Below are 18,361 nucleotides of genomic sequence, written 5' to 3'. Positions count from 1 at the left end.
GCCGGCACCCGCGCGGCTCCGAGGTGCGGGCACCGCTCGGGTCCGTAGGGTCGGGACAGCAACCCGACGCGACAGCGAGCAGGAGCGCCCGTGCACCACGTCCACGTGTTCGCCCTCGTCGCCGCGGCCGTGCTCGTCGCGGCCCTGTGCCGACGCAAGGGGTGGCCCGCACCGCTCGTGATCGTCGCGGTCGGGCTGGTCGCCTCGTTCGTGCCCGGGGTACCGCGGTTCGAGATCGACGCGCAGGTCGTCCTCGAGTTCGTCCTGCCCCCGCTGCTGTACTCGGCCGCCCTGTCCAGCTCGTACCGGGACTTCCGCTCGTCCTGGAACGCCATCACCCGGCTCGGCGTCGGGCTCGTGCTCGTGACCGCCCTGGCCGTCGCGCTCGTCGCGGTGCTCGTGCACCCGTCGCTGTCGTTCGCGGCCGCACTGGTGCTCGGCGCCGTGGTCGCCCCGCCCGACGCCGTGGCCGCGGCAGCCGTCGGACGCCGGCTCGGGCTGCCCAGACGGGTGATGACCCTGCTGGCCGGCGAGAGCCTCATCAACGACGCCACCTCGCTCACGCTCTTCAAGGTCGCGCTCGCCGGAGTCGCCACGGGGACCTGGCTCCTCGGCGACGGCCTGGGGACGTTCGCCCTCGCGGTCGGCGTGGGCGTCGCGGTCGGCGTCGGCCTGGGCTGGCTCGTGCACGCGATACGCATGCGCCTGGACGACCCCGTCGTGGCCTCGGCCATCGGGCTGCTGACGCCGTTCGCGGCGTACTGGGGTGCGGAGGCGCTGCTCGGCTCCGGGGTGCTCGCGGTGGTGGCGGCCGGGCTGTACCTGGGACACACCGCCCCGCGCGCCGGGTACGCGACCCGGCTCTACGAGGAGCCGATCTGGTCGACGGTCGACCTGGTGCTCGAGGCGTTCACGTTCGCGCTCATCGGCGTGCAGCTGCCGTGGGTCGTGCGCGACGTGATCGCCTCCGACCAGGGCCTGCGCCCGGCGCTGCTCCTGTCCCTGGCCGTCCTGACGACCGCGATCCTCGTGCGACCGGTGTACATCTTCGCCACCGCGCGGTTCGACAACCTGCGGCTGCGCGGCAGCCACCGACCGGCAGGGGACGCGCTCGACGCGCGCGAGTCCGCGGTCGTGTCGTGGGCGGGCATGCGCGGCGTCGTCACGCTGGCCGCAGCGGCAGCCATCCCGGCGACCTCCGCGGGCGCACCGTTCCCCGAGCGCGCCTCGCTGCAGCTGGCCGCGTGCACGGTCGCGCTGGGCACCCTCCTGCTGCAGGGCCTGACGCTGCCCGCGGTGATCCGCCGCCTCGGCGTCGGCTCGGCGACCCAGGTCGAGGCGGCCGAGGACGCCACGCAGGAGGCGCAGGCCCGGCTCGCGATGGCCGACGCCGTGCAGGAGATGCTCGAGCGCGAACGTCCCGCGTGGCGCGCCGAGCTCGGCACCGAGCAGGCCGACGCCGCGATCGAGCGGCTGACGAGACTGACCCGCGAACGTGCCGCGGCCGCGGCGGTCGTCATCGACCCGGACAACGCGGAGGACCTGCTCGACGACGGCCTGACGGCCTGGGCACCCGAGCACCAGCGGCGCGCCGACCTGGCCGGCCGCACCGCGCGGGTACGCCGGGCGGTCATCGGCGCCCAGCGTGACGCGCTCGTGCGCAGGCGGGACGCCGCGGAGATCGACGAGGCCGTGCTGCGCCGCATGCTGCACGAGCTCGACCTCGAGGACGAGTCCCTCAGCGCGTCGTGGATCACACGGGCCGGGTCCTGACCCCGCCAGGTGACCCGCGCAGAGCCTCCGCACCCCTCCTGACCTGCGAGAAGAGCGGCGCCGCCGTGCGCCGGCAGCACGCCCGGCCCCCCGGCGCACGAATTTTCACGTGCATTGCGCAGGCGTCGACCGCATTCGGGACTTTCGGCACACGATCGTGGGACGACCGCCCCGTAACTTCGTGTCAGAGGTCAACGAGGACTTCCCACCCCCACCATCGAATGCAGGGAGAACATCCCGTGACCACGACACCGAGCACCGACGCCCCCGTCGACACCACGCTCACGATGATCGACGCACTCGTCGCGAACGCCTCCAAGGCGCTCGAGGAGTACTCCCGCTTCACGCAGGAGGACGTCGACCGTCTGGTGAAGAAGGCGTCCGTCGCGGCGCTCGACAAGCACGGCGTGCTCGCCCAGCACGCGGTGGCCGAGACCGGCCGCGGCGTCTTCGAGGACAAGGCCGTGAAGAACATCTTCGCGTGCGAGCACGTCACCAACTCGATGGCCAACCTCAAGACGGTCGGCGTCATCAACCGTGACGAGCTCAACGGCATCACCGAGATCGCCGAGCCCGTCGGCGTGATCTGCGCCATGACGCCGGTCACCAACCCGACCTCGACCGCGATCTTCAAGTCGCTCATCGCGCTGAAGACCCGCAACCCGATCATCTTCGCGTTCCACCCGAACGCGCAGGAGTCCTCGGTCGCCGCCGCCCGCGTCGTGCGTGACGCCGCCGTGGCCGCCGGTGCCCCCGAGCACTGCATCCAGTGGGTCACCGCCCCCTCGATGGAGGCCACCGGCCTGCTCATGAACCACCCCGGCGTGGCCCTCATCCTGGCCACCGGTGGCAACGCGATGGTCCGCGCCGCGTACTCCTGCGGCAAGCCGGCCCTCGGCGTCGGTGCGGGCAACGTCCCGGCCTACATCGAGAAGACCGCCAAGCTCAAGCGCGCCGTCAACGACGTGGTGCTGTCCAAGGCGTTCGACAACGGCATGATCTGCGCCTCCGAGCAGGCCGTCATCATCGACGACGAGATCTACGACGCCGCGATGGCCGAGTTCGCCATCCTGCACGCGTACCGCGTGAACAAGAAGGAGAAGGCGCTCCTCGAGAAGTTCATCTTCGGGGTCGACGCCAAGTCGAAGAACTGTGCCGACGCCAAGCTCAACCCCACGGTGGTCGGCAAGTCGCCGCAGTGGATCGCCGAGCAGGCCGGCTTCTCGGTCCCCGCGGACACCTCGATCATCATGGCCGAGGTCTCCCTGGTCGGCCCCGACGAGCCGCTGACCCGCGAGAAGCTCGCGCCGGTCCTGGCCGTGCTGCGCGCCACGACGACCGAGCAGGGCATCTCGCTGGCCGAGCAGATGGTCGAGTTCGACGGCCTGGGCCACTCCGCCGCGATCCACACGCAGGACGAGGAGCTCATGGAGCGCTTCGGCAGCCGCGTGAAGGCCATCCGCGTCATCACCAACGCCCCCTCCACCCTCGGTGGCATCGGTGACATCTACAACGCGTTCCTGCCGTCGCTGACGCTGGGCTGCGGCTCCTACGGCCGCAACTCCGTGTCGAACAACGTCAGCGCGCTGAACCTCATCAACATCAAGCGCGTGGGCCGGAGGAACAACAACTTGCAGTGGTTCAAGGTCCCCGCGAAGACGTACTTCGAGCCGAACGCCATCCGCTACCTCGCGGACATGTCCGACGTCGAGCGCGTCACGATCGTCACCGACGCGACGATGACCCAGATCGGGTTCGTCGACAAGGTCATCGACGTCCTGCGCCGCCGCTCGAACAACGTCGCGCTGCAGATCATCGACCAGGTCGAGCCGGAGCCCTCCGTCAAGACCGTCCAGGCCGGCGCCGAGCAGATGCGTCACTTCAAGCCGGACACGATCATCGCCCTCGGCGGTGGCTCGCCGATGGACGCCGCCAAGGTCATGTGGCTGCTGTACGAGCACCCGGAGATCGTCTTCTCCGACCTGAAGCAGAAGTTCTTCGACGTCCGCAAGCGCGCGTTCAAGTTCCCGAAGCTGGGTGAGCTGGCCAAGCTCGTCTGCATCCCGACCACGTCGGGCACGGGCGCCGAGGTCACGCCGTTCGCCGTCATCTCGGACCCCGACGCGGGCAAGAAGTACCCGCTCGCGGACTACGCGCTGACGCCGACAGTCGCGATCATCGACCCGGTCCTGACGGCCAAGATGCCGCGCTCACTGGCCGCCGACTCGGGCTTCGACGCCCTCACGCACGCCACCGAGGCGTACGTGGCCGTCTACGCCAACGACTTCACCGACGGTATGGCCCTGCAGGCCATCCGCCTGATCTTCGACAACCTGGCGCAGTCGGTGAACGGCGACCCGACCGACCCGGAGACGAAGGCCGCCCGGGAGAAGATGCACAACGCGGGCACCATCGCCGGTATGGCGTTCGGCAACGCGTTCCTGGGAATCGTGCACGCGATGGCCCACGTGATCGGCTCCACGCACCACCTGGTGCACGGCCGCACGAACGCCACGCTGCTCCCGCACGTCGTGCGCTACAACGGCACCATCCCGACCAAGCTCACGAGCTGGCCGAAGTACGAGCACTACATCGCCCCGGAGCGCTTCCAGCAGATCGCGCAGATGCTCGGTCTGCCGGCGGCCACCCCGGCCGAGGGCGTCGAGTCCTACGCCCTGGCGCTGGAGTCCCTGCGCGCCAAGGTCGGCATCCCCGCGTCCTTCCAGGCGCAGGGCGTGGACGAGAAGGCCTTCATGGGTCGTCTCGACGAGGTCGCCATGGGCGCCTACGAGGACCAGTGCGCCCCGGCCAACCCGCGCATGCCGATGATCGACGACATGAAGGACCTCATGACTGCGGCCTACTACGGCACGTCTCTCCAGGACGTGCGTGGCCGCCGCGAGCAGGCGTAAGGAGTCGACCGACTCCCCGACGGTCGCTCCCGGCATCCTCTAGCGGAGCTCGTCGCCTGCTCGTCCCGACGCCCCGTCCGGCTCACCCAGCCGGGCGGGGCGTCGCTCTGCCTGCGGGCAGCGGGCCTGCGCGCGCGAGGCCGTATCGGTCGCGCGCGCACCGAGGAGTGCGGACCCGTGCCCCGGCACGGCAGACTGACCCGCAGCCCGTCGTCGCCCGTTCCCCGGAGGATCCCCGTGCGCCACCTGCCCGCTGCCGTCGGCTCGCTCGCCCTGGCAGCCGCCCTGACCTTCTCGGTGTCCGCGTGCTCGGCCGTCGACGACCTGCGCGCGACCGTCGACGACGCCCGGTCCCAGGCGCAGCAGGCCCTGGACAAGGCGGACGAGGTCCGCGACCAGCTCGGCTCGCTCGACGCGGACACCCGAGCCCAGGCCGAGGAGGCCGTGACCCAGGCGCAGGACGCGCTCACGCAGGCGCAGTCGGCGCTCGACGACGCGCAGGAGTCGAAGGCGGACGCCGAGCAGTCGCTCGCCGACGCGCAGGCCTCGCTCGACGCCGCACGGGCGAAGGTCGAGGAGCTGCAGGCGTCCGCCCCGGCGGCGGCCTCCGACGCGCTGTCCTCGCTGTCGCAGGCGCTCGACGACCTGTCGGCCGACCTTGACGAGGCCGCGGCCCAGGGCTGACGACGCGGGGCCGACGTCTCGGCGCCGGCCTCCGGAGCCGACCTGCGCCGCACGCGCGATCCGCGGGGCGTGTGCGTGCGCGGTGTACCGCGGTCGCGGGGTGTGCAGGTCTTGCGCCGCACCCGGGTGAATCCGCGCCGAGTACTTGTGAGCGCGCTCACCCTTGCCGATGGTGGAGGGTATGGCGACCAGAGACCCGCAGCGCACGCTGCGCCGACACCACGTGGAGTGGTGGGTCGTGAGCGCCTGGGCCTCGCTGGGACTGCTCGTCGGTGCGGGTGTCGCCGCCGCGGCCGGCCTCGGCTGAGCAGGCCACCCCGCCAGGTGCCCCGGGGTCCTATCCTCGCGGCATGAGCGCAGACCAGAGCCCCGTGCCGACGCCGGACCCCGGTCCTCGAGGCACGGACCGCTGGCAGCATGTCGCCCGTGCGGCCGGCCTGCTCGACGCGGACGGCACCGTCCGCCCGACGATCTTCGCGGAGATGTCCGCCCTGGCTGCACGCACGGGTGCCCTCAACCTCGGGCAGGGCTTCCCGGACGTCGACGGACCCGCCTCGGTGGCGCGTGCCGCAGCAGACGCGATCGCCGCGGGCGCCAACCAGTACCCGCCCGGCCCGGGCATCCCGGCGCTGCGCGAGGCGATCGCAGCCCACCAGGAGCGCCGCTACGGCCTGTGCCCCGACCCCGACAGCGAGGTGCTCGTGACCGCGGGCGCCACCGAGGCCCTGGCCGCGACGGTGCTGGCGCTGGCCGGACCCGGTGACGAGGTGCTCACGCTCGAGCCGTTCTACGACGCGTACGCGGCCGTGATCGCGATGGCGGGCGCGACGCACACGACCGCACCGCTGCGCGCGACGCCCGACGGCTTCCGCCTCGACGCGCAGGCGCTCGCAGCCGCCTTCACCGACCGGACCCGTCTGGTCCTGCTCAACACCCCGCACAACCCGACCGGCGCCGTGCTCACCCGCGAGGAGCTGGCGGTCGTCGCCGACCTCGCGACCCGGCACGACGCGCTCGTCGTGACCGACGAGGTGTACGAGCACCTGGTGCTGGACGCGGACCGGGCGCACGTGCCGATCGCGACGCTGCCCGGCATGGCGGAGCGGACGTTGACCGTGTCCTCGGCCGGCAAGACGTTCTCGTTCACGGGCTGGAAGATCGGCTGGGTCAGCGGCCCGGCCGCGCTCGTCGACGCGGTGCGCACGGTCAAGCAGTTCCTCACCTACGTCTCCGGCGCCCCGTTCCAGCCCGCTGTCGCGTTCGCACTGCAGGACGAGGGCGTGGCCGCATGGGTGGAGGGGCTCGTGGCCTCGCTCGCGCACCGACGCGACCTGCTGTGCGAGGGTCTGACGGCCGCGGGCTTCACGGTGGCCCGGCCGCAGGGCACCTACTTCGTGCTCGCCGACGCCGCACCGCTCGGGTTCGACGACGGCGCACGGTTCTGCCGCGAGCTGCCGGCGCTGGCCGGCGTCGTCGGGGTGCCCGTCGGCGCGTTCACGCACACCGGTTCCGCGGCGGACGACGCGCTGCGCTCGTGGGTGCGGTTCACGTTCGTCAAGCGTGAGGAGGTCCTCGTGGAGGCGGTCGCGAGGCTGCAGGCGCTGCGGCGCTGATCGCCTCGTCCGCACCCGGGCGCCGCGTCCTGGGCTCAGATCTGGCCGGTCCAGGCGCCTCCGCGCCGGTACGCGGGTGTGGCGAGGGCCAGCACGAGCAGTCCCCCGGTGGCCGCGGCGACCATGACCACGGCCATCGCCACGGCGTCCCCGCCGAGCAGCCCGGACACGGGGCTGATGACGCCCGACACGCCCGACTGCAGCGCCCCGATGAACGCCGCGGCGGTCCCGGCGATCTGCCCGTGCCGGGACAGCGCGAGCGCCGAGGCGTTCGGTGGCACGAAGTTGACCAGCGCGAGGATGCCCCACAGCACCACGAGCAGCGCGGGCAGCCCGCCGGCCCCGGTGAGCGCGAGCACGAGCAGCAGGAGCGTGAGCGTGACCGACAGCGGCTGCACGACCCGGACGATCCGGATCGGCGAGACCCGCCGCACGAGCGCCGCGTTGACCTGCGCGCCACCGACCAGACCGAGCCCGTTGACGGCGAACAGCAGGGAGAACTGCGCCGCGCTGAGCCCGTAGCCCTCCCGCAGCACGAACGGTGAGGCGACCACGTAGCTCATGAGGACCGCCACCCCCAGGCTCGGCAGCAGCGCGAGGGCGACGAAGTGCCGGTCGGTGACGAGCCGTCGGTACCCGCCGAGCGCCGTGCGTAGGCCGCCGTGCCGGCGCCGATCGGCCGGCAGGGTCTCGGGCAGGCGGCGCCACACCACGACCCACAGACCGGCGCCGAACAGCGCGAGCGCACCGAAGACGGCCCGCCAGCCCGCCTGACCGGCGATCAGCCCACCGATGGACGGTGCGAACAGGGGCGCGACGCCGATGACGAGCATCAGCCGTGACAGCAGCCGGGACGCCGTGGACCCGACGAAGCGGTCCCGGATGACCGCCATCGCCACCACGCTGGCCGAGGCGTTGAAGAAGCCCTGGGCGGTGCGCAGGCCGATGAGCAGGCCGATCGTGGGGGCGACCATGCACAGCAGCGACGTGACGACGTGCGCCGCGACGCCGACGAGCACCGGACGGCGTCGGCCGAACCGGTCGGACGTCGGGCCGATCACGAGCTGCCCCGCGGCCGCGCCGATGAGCATCCCGGTCATCGTGAGCTGCGCCGCGGTGGCCGTGGTCCCCAGGTCGTGGGCGACCTCGGGCAGCGACGGAAGGTAGATGTCGGTCGAGATCGCCGGCAGCGCGCACATCGAGCCGAGCAGCAGCACGTACTTGGTGAGCGATCGGGGCGCCGCGGCGTCGGGGACCACGGGCGCGGTCGGGGCCGCGCTGCTCGTCACGCTGCTCGTCGGGTCGTTCGTCGTGCCGTCCGTCAGGGTGTCGCTCGTCGCGCCGGGGGTCGCGGACCGGGGGTCGGGGTGCTCGGTCGGGGTGCTCATCGGTGTCCATGGTCGCACCGCGCGGGCACGCCTCGCGAATCGATTCGACCGCCGCCCCCCGACCGCCGCGCCCCGACCGGCCGACCCACCGCGACCGTGTCGGCACGTCGTGCGAGGCTGGCCGCATGTGCGGTCGCTACGCGTCCTTCCGTGAGGACCAGGCCCTGGCCGACGAGTTCGCCGTCGCGCAGGTGGCCGACGACGTCCGGCTGCTGCCCCCGTCCTGGAACGTGGCCCCGACGGACGGCGTGCGCATCGTCGTCGAGCGCGCCGACCGGGCGACGGGCGAGATCACCCGCCAGCTGCGCCTCGCCCGGTGGGGTCTGGTCCCGTCGTGGGCCAAGGACCCCTCGGTCGGGGCGCGGATGATCAACGCCCGGGTCGAGTCGCTCGCCGACAAGCCGGCCTTCGCACGCCCGTTCGCCGCACGCCGCACGCTGCTGCCGGCGGACGGCTACTACGAGTGGCAGGCGCCCTCCCCGGCGGCCGGCACCCGCCGCAAGCAGCCCTTCTACCTGCACCCCGCCGACGACGGCGTCGTCGCGCTCGCGGGCCTCTACGAGTTCTGGAAGGACCCGGCCAAGGCCGAGGACGACCCGTCGCGCTGGCTCGTCAGCGCCACCGTGATCACCCGTCCGGCCACGCCCGAGCTCGCCCACATCCACGACCGCCAGCCGCTCCTGCTGGCCAAGGGCGACTGGGCCGCCTGGCTCGACCCGGCGCGCGGCGCCGAGCGGACCCTCCCGCTGCTGCGGGCCGACGGCCCGCGACTGGTCGCGACCCCCGTGTCCACCGCGGTCAACGCCGTGGCGAACGACGGCCCCGAGCTCGTCGAACCCCTCGAGCCGCCGGCCTGAGCACCGGGCGCACGACCGCGGTCAGCGCAGCGGGTCGCCCACCAGCGCGAGCCTGACCGGGTCGACCTCACCGAGGCCCTGCAGCTCGTGGGCGGGCAGGGCCGTCGCCTCGAACCGCGGGTCGCCGGCGAGGGCCGCCGCGGTCACCTTGTCGGTCAGCACGGTGCTCGGCTCGGCGATGTCGGTCAGCCGCGCCGCGAGGTTCACCGACGGCCCGAACACGTCCCCGAACCGCGACAGCACCCGACCCCACACGAAGCCCACCCGCACCGGCGTCACGCCGCGCGCACCCTCGGCGAGCCCGCCGGCCCGCCGTTCGCGGTCGACGTCGAGCTCGTGGCCGAGGACCTCCGCCAGGCCCAGCGCGACCAGCGCGCCCGTGCCCGGGTCGTCGGCCACGAACAGCACGGCGTCGCCGATGGTCTTCACGACGCGGCCACCGTTGGCGGTGACCACGTCACGGGCCGCCGCCTCGAACCGCTGCACGAACTCCGAGAGGTCGGTGGAGCCCAGTCCCGCGGTGCGGCGCGTGAACGAGACCATGTCGGCGAAGCCCACCGCGCGGGCCAGGGGCAGCTCGGAGCGGTCGACACCGGGACCGCGCGCGCCGCCGAACTCGGCCGCGTACCTCCCGGCGATCGAGGCGAGCTGGCGCCGGTAGGAGTGCAGCAGCTGGGCCTCGAGGATCGGTGCGAGGTCCGAGAGCCGGTCCAGCACCAGCAGGCGGGCGCTGGTGTCGTCGAGCTCGTAGCGCACGGCCATGTCCTCGGCGAGGGCCTCGACCTGCCAGAGCGCGAGCCGGTCGGAGGTGTGCCCGAGCGCTCGGGTCAGGCTCGTGACGGTGCGCAGGTCGAGCCCGTGCACGCGCATGAGCCGCGCGGCACGCGCCACGGCGTCGGCGTCCGCATCCGTGTAGACCGCGTCGTCGAGGTCGGCGTGCGGCAGGCCGAGGATCCGCCAGAAGGAGCGCACGAACTCGGTCTCGACGTCCGCCCGCGCGGCCAGGTCCCGGGCGCTGAGCGTGCGCGCACCGCCGAGCAGCGCGGTGTCCAGGTCGCGGGCGACCGACTCGCGCCACGCGGCTCGGGCCTGCGCGTCGGGCGACTCGGGGTCGGGCCGGACAGAGCCCCCAGCACCCCCGGCCGGGTCGTCGACGGCTGGGCCGGTGGGCACCCGAGGTGCGTCGTCGGACACTGGACGAGGGTAGTTCACCTCGAGGTGCGCACGTGACGTACGTCACCGGCGAGCACACGGTGGTCGACGTCGTGCTCGTCCCGCACCACGAGCGAGCCGTCGGGTCCGAGCCCGGTCGCGACACCCACGAGCTCCCGGTCGCCCGGGAGCAGCACCCGCACCGCGGTGCCCAGCGTGACGCAGACCGCCGCCACACGGTTCGCCAGGCCTGAGGCGTCGGGGTCGCCGTGCGCCTCGCGCCAGGTCTGCGTCACCTCGTCGAGCGCCTCGACCAGCGCGATGACGAGGCCGTCGCGATCGAGGTGCTCCCCGCCCGCGAGCGCGAGCGAGGACGCGCTGGGCACGGGCAGCTCGTCGGGACGCTGGGACACGTTGACCCCCAGCCCGACGACCACCATCGGCCCGTCCGGCAGCGGGACGAGCTCGGTCAGGATGCCGCCGACCTTGCGCCAGGCGCCCCACTCGTCAAGGTCGTCGTCGGCGGGCACCATGAGGTCGTTGGGCCACTTCAGCCGCACCGGGACACCCGTCCGTGCCCGCAGCGCCGTCGCGGCGCCCAGGCCGGCCAGGAGCGGCAACCAGCCGAGCTGCGCGGGGCCGACCGTGGGCCGGATCACGAACGTGCAGGTCAGCGCCGCGCCCGCGGGGGTCTCCCAGGTCCGGCCGCTGCGCCCGCGCCCGTCCACCTGGTGCTCGGCGACGAGCAGGCTGCGGTCGGGCCACGCGGCCGGATCCGCCCGAAGTGCCTCGACGACGTCGGAGTTCGTCGACCCGGTGCGCGGCACGACCTCGATCCTGGTGAGCGGCCCCGCGGGTTCGAGCAGCAGCGCCCGCAGGACGTCGACGTGCACAGGGGGTCGGTCCAGCGCGTGCTCGCTCATGGCTCCATCCTGGTCCGCTTGTGGGAACCCGACGACACGAGCGGGACAACACCGTCCCGCGTCCATACCGACCTGGAGGTCATCGACAACTAGCCTCGGTCGGGTGACCCAGACCGATCCCGCCGGGCCCGCCCCGCTGCCTGCCGTCCCGCAGCCTGTCGGCCCGCAGCCTGCCGGACCCAGGACGACCGCTGCCAAGCTCGCCGACCTCGCCCGCCGCGGCGAGGAGGGCGACCGGGCCGAGCACGCCGCGGTGGACAAGCAGCACGCACGCGGCAAGAAGTCCGCCCGCGAGCGCATCGACGCGCTGCTCGACGAAGGCTCGTTCACCGAGCTCGACGCGTTCGTCCGGCACCGCTCGACGAACTTCGGCCTGGAGGCCCGGCGCATCCCGGGCGACGGGGTCGTGGTCGGGCACGGCACGGTCGACGGGCGCCCGGTGTGCATCTACTCCCAGGACTTCACGGTCTTCGGCGGCAGCCTCGGCGAGGTGCACGGCGAGAAGATCACCAAGGTCATGGACCTCGCGCTGCGTACCGGGGTGCCGCTCATCGGCATCAGCGACGGCGGCGGTGCACGCATCCAGGAGGGTGTCGCGGGGCTGACGCAGTTCGCGGAGATCTTCCGGCGCAACGTCGCCGCCTCGGGCGTCATCCCGCAGATCTCCCTGATCCTCGGCCCCTCGGCGGGCGGTGCGGTGTACTCCCCCGCGCTGACCGACTTCATCGTCATGGCCGACGGCACCTCCAACATGTTCATCACGGGGCCGGACGTCATCCGCGCGGTCACCGGTGAGGACGTGGGCTTCGAGGAGCTCGGCGGGGCCCAGACGCACAACTCGCGCTCGGGTGTCGCGCACTACATGGCCACCGACGAGGACGACGCGCTCGACTACGTGCGCTCGCTGCTGGGATACCTGCCGCAGAACAACCTGGCCGACCCGCCGACGTACGCGCACGAGGCGCCCGTCACGGTGACCGACGACGACCTGGCGCTCGACACGCTCGTGCCCGACTCCGACACCCAGCCGTACGACATGCGCACGGTCGTCGAGCACGTGCTGGACGACGGCGTGCTGCTCGAGGTGCAGCCCCTGTACGCGCAGAACGTGCTGATCGGCTTCGGGCACGTCGAGGGGCACGCGGTCGGTGTCGTGGCGAACCAGCCGCTGCACATGGCGGGCACGCTCGACATCAACGCCGCCGAGAAGGCCGCCCGGTTCGTGCGCACGTGCGACGCGTTCAACATCCCGGTGCTCACGTTCGTGGACGTCCCCGGGTTCCTGCCGGGCACCGACCAGGAGTGGAACGGCATCATCCGCCGCGGTGCGAAGCTCATCTACGCCTACGCGGAGGCCACGGTCCCGCTCGTCACCGTCATCACCCGCAAGGCGTACGGTGGCGCCTACATCGTCATGGGCTCCAAGCAGCTGGGGGCCGACGTGAACCTGGCCTGGCCGACCGCGCAGATCGCCGTGATGGGCGCGGGCGGTGCGGTCAACATCCTGCAGCGCGGCGCCCTCAAGGCCGTCGCCGAGGCGGGCGGGGACGTCGAGGCCGAGCGCCGGCGTCTGACGGCCGAGTACGAGGAGGCGATCGTGAACCCCTGGGACGCAGCCGACCGCGGGTACGTGGACGCGGTCGTCGCCCCGTCGCAGACCCGCGCGGAGATCACCAAGGCCCTGCGCCTGCTGCGCACGAAGCGCGCGAGCCTGCCGCCCAAGAAGCACGGGAACATCCCCCTGTGAGCGGCCACGAGCACGACGAGCACGGGCACGACCCGCACGAGCACGGCGGGGCCTCGCACGGCCCGGCCCCGCTGGACGGGGTCGACGGCACCGAGCTGCACGCGGTCGTCGACGCCCTCGCCCAGGCGCTGCACGGCTACGTGGAGACCGCGCTGGGCGTACGTGCCGAGTTCGGCGCCTCGGAGTCCGACGAGGACCCGCGCATCCTGGCGATCGAGGCGGAGGTCGGCACGCTCAACGCGCGCCTGTACGACCTGCTGCACGAGCGGCTCGGGCTGCACGCCGACCTGACCGGCATGGCGTGGGACGGCGAGGAGGCCGTCGACGAGGATGCCCCGCCGGAGGTCGTCGAGCTCGACTCCTTCCACCTGGGCTTCCTCGTGGGACCGCCCACGGGCACCTCGGACCTCTCGCTCGACTCCGTGCTGGGCCTGGTCGACGACGCGGGCGCGCAGGTCGCGCAGTCGTTGGCCGAGGCCGGTTTCGAGGTCGTCGAGTGGACGGCGGCCCGGGGTGCCCCGGTCCCGTTCGACGAGGACGAGGACGACGAGGAGGACACGCCGTGAACGTGCCCCCGCCTCCGCCCCCGCACGTGCAGGTGGTGCGCGGCGTGCCCGACGACGTCGAGCTCGCGGCGCTGGTCGCGGGCCTGGTGGCGGCCGCCGCCGACGCCCCGGGCGAGGAGCAGGACGTGCCGGCCTCCGCCTGGGCGGATCGTCGGCGGGGGTTGCGCGGGGACGGTTCCCCGGCACCGGGACGCGACGCGTGGCGGTGGAGCCTGCGCGGCTGAATCGGCTGGCCGACGGGTGGGTACCGGCCGGTAGGGTCGCAGCGTGACGACGCACCCGAACCCCCCAGCAGCCCCCGCGCGCGCGACCACCCCGATCGACCAGGTGGCCGACGCGCACGTCACCCGCTACGCCGCGCTCGACCCGATCGCCGCCACGTCCATGGGCGTCGCCGGGCACGACCACGAGATGACGGACTACTCCCCCGACGGCCATGCGGCCCGCGCCGATGCGGCCCGCTCGACCTTGGCCTCCCTCGATGCGCTGACCCCGGCCGACGAGACCGACGTGCTGACGCTCGCCGCGATGCGTGACCGGCTCGGCCTCGAGCTCGAGCTCGACGCCGCCGGTGAGCTGCTCAACGACCTGAACAACATCGCCTCGCCGCTGCAGGGCATGCGCGACGTGTTCGACCTCATGCCCACGGGCACCACGGCCGACTGGGAGGTCGTCGCGGCCCGCCTGTCCGCGCTGCCCTCGTCCGTGACCGGCTACGTCGAGTCGCTGCGGCTGGCGGCCTCGCGCGGTCAGGTCGCCGCGATCCGGCAGGTCGAGGAGGGCGTCCGGCAGGCCGAGGAGCTGGCCGACACCGCCACCTCCTTCTTCACCGGGTACGCGCAGGGCGCCGACGGCGTCCCGGACGCGCTGCGCACGCAGCTCGAGGCGGCGGCCTCGGCCTCCCGTGAGGCGTACGCCGACCTGGCGCGCGTGCTGCGCGAGGAGCTTGCGCCGAAGGCCCCGCAGGCCGACGCCGTGGGCCGCGAGCGTTACGCGAGGTTCTCCCGCGCCTTCCTGGGCGCGAGCGTCGACCTGGAGGAGACGTACGCCTGGGGTCTGGAGGAGCTCGACCGGGTGGTCGCCGAGCAGACGGCCGTGGCCGAGCGGCTCGCCGGTCCGGGTGCCACGGTCGAGCAGGCCGTCGCCGCGCTCGACGCGGACCCGTCGCGCACGCTGCACGGCACCGCGGCGCTGCAGGCCTGGATGCAGGAGACGTCCGACGCCGCGATCACCGCGCTCGACGGCGTGCACTTCGACATCCCGGGCCCGGTGCGCACGCTCGAGTGCTGCATCGCCCCGACGCAGAACGGCGGCATCTACTACACCGGTCCGAGCGACGACTTCAGCCGCCCGGGTCGCATGTGGTGGTCCGTGCCGCCGGAGGTCACCACGTTCAACACGTGGCGCGAGAAGACGACCGTCTACCACGAGGGCGTTCCGGGCCATCACCTGCAGATCGGCGGGGCCGTCTTCGCGCGCGAGACGCTCAACAGCTGGCGTCGGCTGGCCTGCTGGACGTCGGGGCACGGCGAGGGCTGGGCGTTGTACGCCGAGCGACTGATGGCGGACCTGGGCTTCATGGACGACCCGGGCGACCGGCTCGGCATGCTCGACGGTCAGCGCATGCGTGCCGCCCGCGTGGTCTTCGACATCGGCGTGCACCTGGGCCTGCCGGCGCCCGAGCGCTGGGGCGGCGGCACGTGGGACGCCGACAAGGGCTGGGAGCTGCTGCGGGCCAACGTGAACATGCCCGAGGCGTTCATCCGCTTCGAGTTCAACCGGTACCTCGGCTGGGCCGGCCAGGCGCCGTCCTACAAGATCGGCCAGCGCCTGTGGGAGCAGATCCGTGACGCCTCGGCGGCCTCCGCGGCGGCCCGGGGCGAGGCGTTCGACCTGCGCGCCTTCCACGCCAAGGCGCTCGGCGTCGGGGCGCTGCCGCTCGACGTGCTGCGCCAGGCGCTCGTCGACTGACGGGTCCGCGAACGACGACGGGGGCCGGTGGCGCGATGCCACCGGCCCCCGTCGCGTCGTCGACGCCGCGCGCTCAGGCCACGATCGAGGGCCCGTACTTCACGACGAGGAAGGTCACGAAGACGACGACGAGGGCGATCGTGATGTACCAGTCGTTGCCCGCGGCCACGAACCTGCGCATCGCAGGACCGGCCGACCCGAGCCTGAGATGGCCGTCGCGCACGTTGATCCGGGTGAGTCCGGCCCACACGAGCGTCGTGGTGACGGTGATGAGCAGGCACCAGGGGCACAGCGCGCCGATGTCGGTGTACGCCTCGTAGAAGAGCCAGTACGCGAACAGCAGGCCGGCGCTGTAGATCGCCTGCGCGGAGAGCATGAACCACCGGGGGAAGACGACCCCGCCGATGAGCGCGACGGCCACGGTGATGACCACCGACTCCGCCGCGATGCCGAGGAACGCGTTGGGGAACCCGAGCAGCTCGGCCTGCCAGCTGAGGCCGACCTTGCCGCAGTTGATGACGCTCGACAGGTTGCACCCCAGGTCGGCGTTGCGGTCCCCGGCGAGAGTGACGGCCTCGATCGAGAGCACGAACGAGGCGAACAGTCCGATCGCCCCGGAGACGACCATCTCGATGGCCGTTCGCCGCCGCCACGCCAACGGCGCGGGCTGCAGCAGGTCGGGGTCGGGGTCGATCAGCTCGGTGTCGTCCAGCTCGGCGTCGAGCGTGCCGTCCTCGTCGATCGCGTCGTCTGCCGTCGTCCTGGCCACGCGGGCCCCCTCCTGTGCCGTCGCCCGGCCTGGGGCGCGGGGCTGTCGATGCGTCCTGGCGGCCGGTACCCGGCGCGCGGCTCGGCGCACACGTGCGCCCTCCCATTGTGCGCCACACCCCTGGGAGAACACTGGATGTTCGTCCCGGGGTTCGCGCTCGGAGCGGATCGCACGACGCCACCCGTCGTCTCGCGCGCGGGGCCGCGCTCGCATGTTTCTGTATCGTCGCTCTAAATATCTATCCGCAGTACCGCTGCAGATTTCTCGGCTGCTCGACCCCGCGGTCGGCCGGCCCTGCGCAACCCGCTCGAATGGAGAGCGCTGCGCGCACATCGATGCAGCTCAGGCGCTCACCGTGCGGCACCGCGCAAGCGCGCGCCTGCCTGCCGTATTCCTGTAGTAGCACTACAGTTTTCGCGTGACCGAGCACCGAGACCCGTCCGCGCCGCAGCTCGACGACGCGCTCGCCCCGCACGAACGGCTCGACACCCGGTCCACGGCGTCCACAGTGGTCCGCGGGCGACCGGCGAGCGACGGACGGACCCGCCGGGCGATCGCCACCCGTGCCCGGCTCACCACCGCCGCGCGCACCCTGTTCGTGCGCGACGGGTATGCGAGCACCACGGTCGCAGCGGTGGCACGCGCCGCGGGCGTGGCCGAGCAGACCGTGTACTACTCGTACCCGACCAAGGCCGAGCTGCTGGTCGGCTGCCTCGACCACGCCGTGGACGGCACCGACCGCGTCCCGGGCCACGCACCCGCCGACCTGACCGGGCTCGCGTGGGTGCGGACCGCGCTGGAGGAGCCCGACGCCTCGCAACGGCTCTTCCTGCACGTGCGCGGGTTCGCCGACCTGATGAGCCGCGCCGCACCCCTGCTGGACGTGCTGCGCCTGGCCGGAGCAGGAGAGGCGTCGCTCGCGCAGGCCTGGGAGCAGGACGAGTCCCGCCGGCGGGCCGTGCACGAGGCGCTCGTGGAGACCTACCTGCGCGACGCCGTCCCTGCGCAGACCACAGAGCACCCTCCCGCCCCGGGACCCGAGGGGGCGACCGACGTCGTCGGGCTCGTCCTGGGGCCCGAGACGTGGAACGCCCTCGTCGGACGCGCCGGCTGGTCGAGGCTCGCGTGGGCGCGCTGGGCTCACCGGTCCCTGCTGGCCGAGCTCGCGCCCGGGACGGTCCTAGGCTCGTCGACGTGACCCGACTGCTGCTCGCCTCCGCCTCCCCCGCCCGCCTCCAGACACTGGCCGCCGCCGGCATCGACGCCCTCGTGCACGTCTCCGGCGTCGACGAGGACGCCGTTCTCGCGCAGGCCCGCGCCCGGTTCGGAGAGCTCGAGCCCGCGGACGCCGTGCTCGTGCTGGCGCGGGCCAAGGTCGAGGACGTCGCCGAGCACCTGCCCGAGGCCCTCGCCGACGCCGACGACCTGCTCCTGCTCGGCTGCGACTCGATGCTGGAGATCGACGACGAGGTCCTCGGCAAGCCCCGCGACGCCGACGAGGCGGCGGCCCGGTGGCGCACCATGCGCGGGCGCACCGCCGTGCTGCACACCGGGCACTGGCTGCTCGACGAGCGTCCGCTGCCCGCCGAGGGCGGCGTCGGTACCGGCGGCACGCACGGCGCGACCTCCTCGACGGTGGTGCACTTCGCGGACCTGGGCGACGACGAGATCGCCGCGTACGTGGCCACCGGTGAGCCGCTCGCCGTGGCCGGCGCGTTCACGATCGACGGGCTCGGCGGACCGTTCGTCGAGGCGATCGAGGGCGACCACCACGGGGTCGTCGGCCTGAGCCTGCCGCTGCTGCGCGCTCTGCTCGGCGAGGTCGGCGTGCGCGTGCACGAGCTGTGGCGGACCGCCTGAGAGTTGTCCGCACCGGACAACACCGGTCCGGGATGTCGGGCCGATGCCCAACCGACACGCCGTGTCGTCGTCCGAAACCTACAAACGGCCCGGCTGGGCCCTTGGTCGGTTCCCCAATCTTCGCCGCGCGTCGTCCGCCCGCACCG

At 73.1% G+C, this 18,361-nt stretch carries 16 protein-coding genes; 12 read left to right on the top strand and 4 right to left on the bottom strand.

Annotation, left to right across the window (positions count from 1 at the left end):
- Positions 1 to 90 precede the first annotated feature (90 nt).
- The 5 genes from BKA22_RS13000 (at position 91) to BKA22_RS12980 (ending at position 6,982) form a co-directional block, all read left to right on the top strand.
- Positions 91 to 1,773: a cation:proton antiporter gene (locus BKA22_RS13000; RefSeq protein WP_146953796.1), complete on the top strand. Its 1,683-nt coding sequence runs from the start codon at positions 91 to 93 to the stop codon at positions 1,771 to 1,773.
- 221 nt (positions 1,774 to 1,994) lie between these two features.
- The gene (adhE, locus tag BKA22_RS12995; RefSeq protein WP_146953797.1) at positions 1,995 to 4,685 is read left to right on the top strand and encodes a bifunctional acetaldehyde-CoA/alcohol dehydrogenase; all 2,691 of its coding nucleotides are present in this window, start codon (positions 1,995 to 1,997) and stop codon (positions 4,683 to 4,685) included.
- A 237-nt stretch (positions 4,686 to 4,922) separates the two neighbouring features.
- The gene (locus tag BKA22_RS12990) at positions 4,923 to 5,369 is read left to right on the top strand and encodes a DUF2524 family protein (RefSeq protein WP_146953798.1); all 447 of its coding nucleotides are present in this window, start codon (positions 4,923 to 4,925) and stop codon (positions 5,367 to 5,369) included.
- A gap of 181 nt (positions 5,370 to 5,550) precedes the next feature.
- Complete coding sequence (locus tag BKA22_RS12985) at positions 5,551 to 5,676, top strand: molybdopterin oxidoreductase (protein ID WP_146953799.1); 126 nt, start codon at positions 5,551 to 5,553, stop codon at positions 5,674 to 5,676.
- 43 nt (positions 5,677 to 5,719) lie between these two features.
- Positions 5,720 to 6,982 carry a pyridoxal phosphate-dependent aminotransferase gene (locus BKA22_RS12980; RefSeq protein ID WP_146953800.1) on the top strand — a complete coding sequence of 421 codons (1,263 nt, stop codon included), beginning with the start codon at positions 5,720 to 5,722 and terminating at the stop codon, positions 6,980 to 6,982.
- A gap of 35 nt (positions 6,983 to 7,017) precedes the next feature.
- On the opposite strand, the gene BKA22_RS12975 is transcribed toward BKA22_RS12980, so the two are convergent.
- Positions 7,018 to 8,370 (bottom strand): multidrug effflux MFS transporter, encoded by a 1,353-nt coding sequence (locus BKA22_RS12975; RefSeq protein ID WP_146953801.1) that lies wholly within the window; start codon positions 8,368 to 8,370, stop codon positions 7,018 to 7,020.
- 125 nt (positions 8,371 to 8,495) lie between these two features.
- Here BKA22_RS12975 and BKA22_RS12970 point away from each other — a divergent pair, with 125 nt between their 5' ends.
- A complete protein-coding gene (locus BKA22_RS12970) occupies positions 8,496 to 9,227 on the top strand; it encodes an SOS response-associated peptidase (RefSeq protein WP_146953802.1) in 732 nt (243 codons plus the stop codon).
- A gap of 21 nt (positions 9,228 to 9,248) precedes the next feature.
- Here the strand turns inward: BKA22_RS12970 and BKA22_RS12965 are convergent, their stop codons facing one another.
- Both BKA22_RS12965 and BKA22_RS12960 read right to left on the bottom strand, forming a co-directional pair.
- On the bottom strand, positions 9,249 to 10,421 hold the full coding sequence (locus BKA22_RS12965) for an adenylate/guanylate cyclase domain-containing protein (protein WP_371863664.1): 1,173 nt from the start codon (positions 10,419 to 10,421) through the stop codon (positions 9,249 to 9,251).
- A 14-nt stretch (positions 10,422 to 10,435) separates the two neighbouring features.
- Positions 10,436 to 11,302, bottom strand: coding sequence for a biotin--[acetyl-CoA-carboxylase] ligase (locus tag BKA22_RS12960; RefSeq protein WP_146953803.1), 867 nt, complete (start codon positions 11,300 to 11,302; stop codon positions 10,436 to 10,438).
- Between the two features lie 103 nt (positions 11,303 to 11,405).
- On the opposite strand from BKA22_RS12960, the gene BKA22_RS12955 reads away from it, so the two are divergent.
- From BKA22_RS12955 to BKA22_RS12940, 4 genes are read left to right on the top strand one after another with little or no spacing between them, the layout of a single operon-like run.
- A complete protein-coding gene (locus BKA22_RS12955; RefSeq protein WP_371863665.1) occupies positions 11,406 to 13,049 on the top strand; it encodes an acyl-CoA carboxylase subunit beta in 1,644 nt (547 codons plus the stop codon).
- Entirely contained in the window at positions 13,046 to 13,615 is a 570-nt protein-coding gene (locus tag BKA22_RS12950; protein ID WP_146953804.1) for a hypothetical protein, read from the top strand. The genes BKA22_RS12955 and BKA22_RS12950 overlap by 4 nt, the downstream gene beginning before the upstream one ends.
- Positions 13,612 to 13,839 carry an acyl-CoA carboxylase epsilon subunit gene (locus BKA22_RS12945; RefSeq protein WP_223203654.1) on the top strand — a complete coding sequence of 76 codons (228 nt, stop codon included), beginning with the start codon at positions 13,612 to 13,614 and terminating at the stop codon, positions 13,837 to 13,839. The genes BKA22_RS12950 and BKA22_RS12945 overlap by 4 nt, the downstream gene beginning before the upstream one ends.
- Positions 13,840 to 13,882: 43 nt before the next feature.
- On the top strand, positions 13,883 to 15,586 hold the full coding sequence (locus tag BKA22_RS12940) for a DUF885 domain-containing protein (protein WP_146953805.1): 1,704 nt from the start codon (positions 13,883 to 13,885) through the stop codon (positions 15,584 to 15,586).
- Positions 15,587 to 15,659: 73 nt separating this feature from the next.
- Here the strand turns inward: BKA22_RS12940 and BKA22_RS19905 are convergent, their stop codons facing one another.
- Positions 15,660 to 16,355 (bottom strand): vitamin K epoxide reductase family protein, encoded by a 696-nt coding sequence (locus BKA22_RS19905; protein ID WP_223203655.1) that lies wholly within the window; start codon positions 16,353 to 16,355, stop codon positions 15,660 to 15,662.
- A gap of 418 nt (positions 16,356 to 16,773) precedes the next feature.
- Between BKA22_RS19905 and BKA22_RS12930 the strand changes: the two genes are divergently transcribed.
- Positions 16,774 to 17,553 carry a TetR/AcrR family transcriptional regulator gene (locus BKA22_RS12930; RefSeq protein ID WP_146953807.1) on the top strand — a complete coding sequence of 260 codons (780 nt, stop codon included), beginning with the start codon at positions 16,774 to 16,776 and terminating at the stop codon, positions 17,551 to 17,553.
- Positions 17,550 to 18,215 (top strand): Maf family protein, encoded by a 666-nt coding sequence (locus BKA22_RS12925; RefSeq protein ID WP_146953808.1) that lies wholly within the window; start codon positions 17,550 to 17,552, stop codon positions 18,213 to 18,215. Before BKA22_RS12930 ends, BKA22_RS12925 begins: the two co-directional genes overlap by 4 nt.
- Positions 18,216 to 18,361 lie beyond the last annotated feature (146 nt).

This window comes from Cellulomonas soli (assembly GCF_013409305.1).
Taxonomy (GTDB): domain Bacteria; phylum Actinomycetota; class Actinomycetes; order Actinomycetales; family Cellulomonadaceae; genus Cellulomonas; species Cellulomonas soli.
This window is presented reverse-complemented; position numbering and strand designations above follow the sequence as displayed.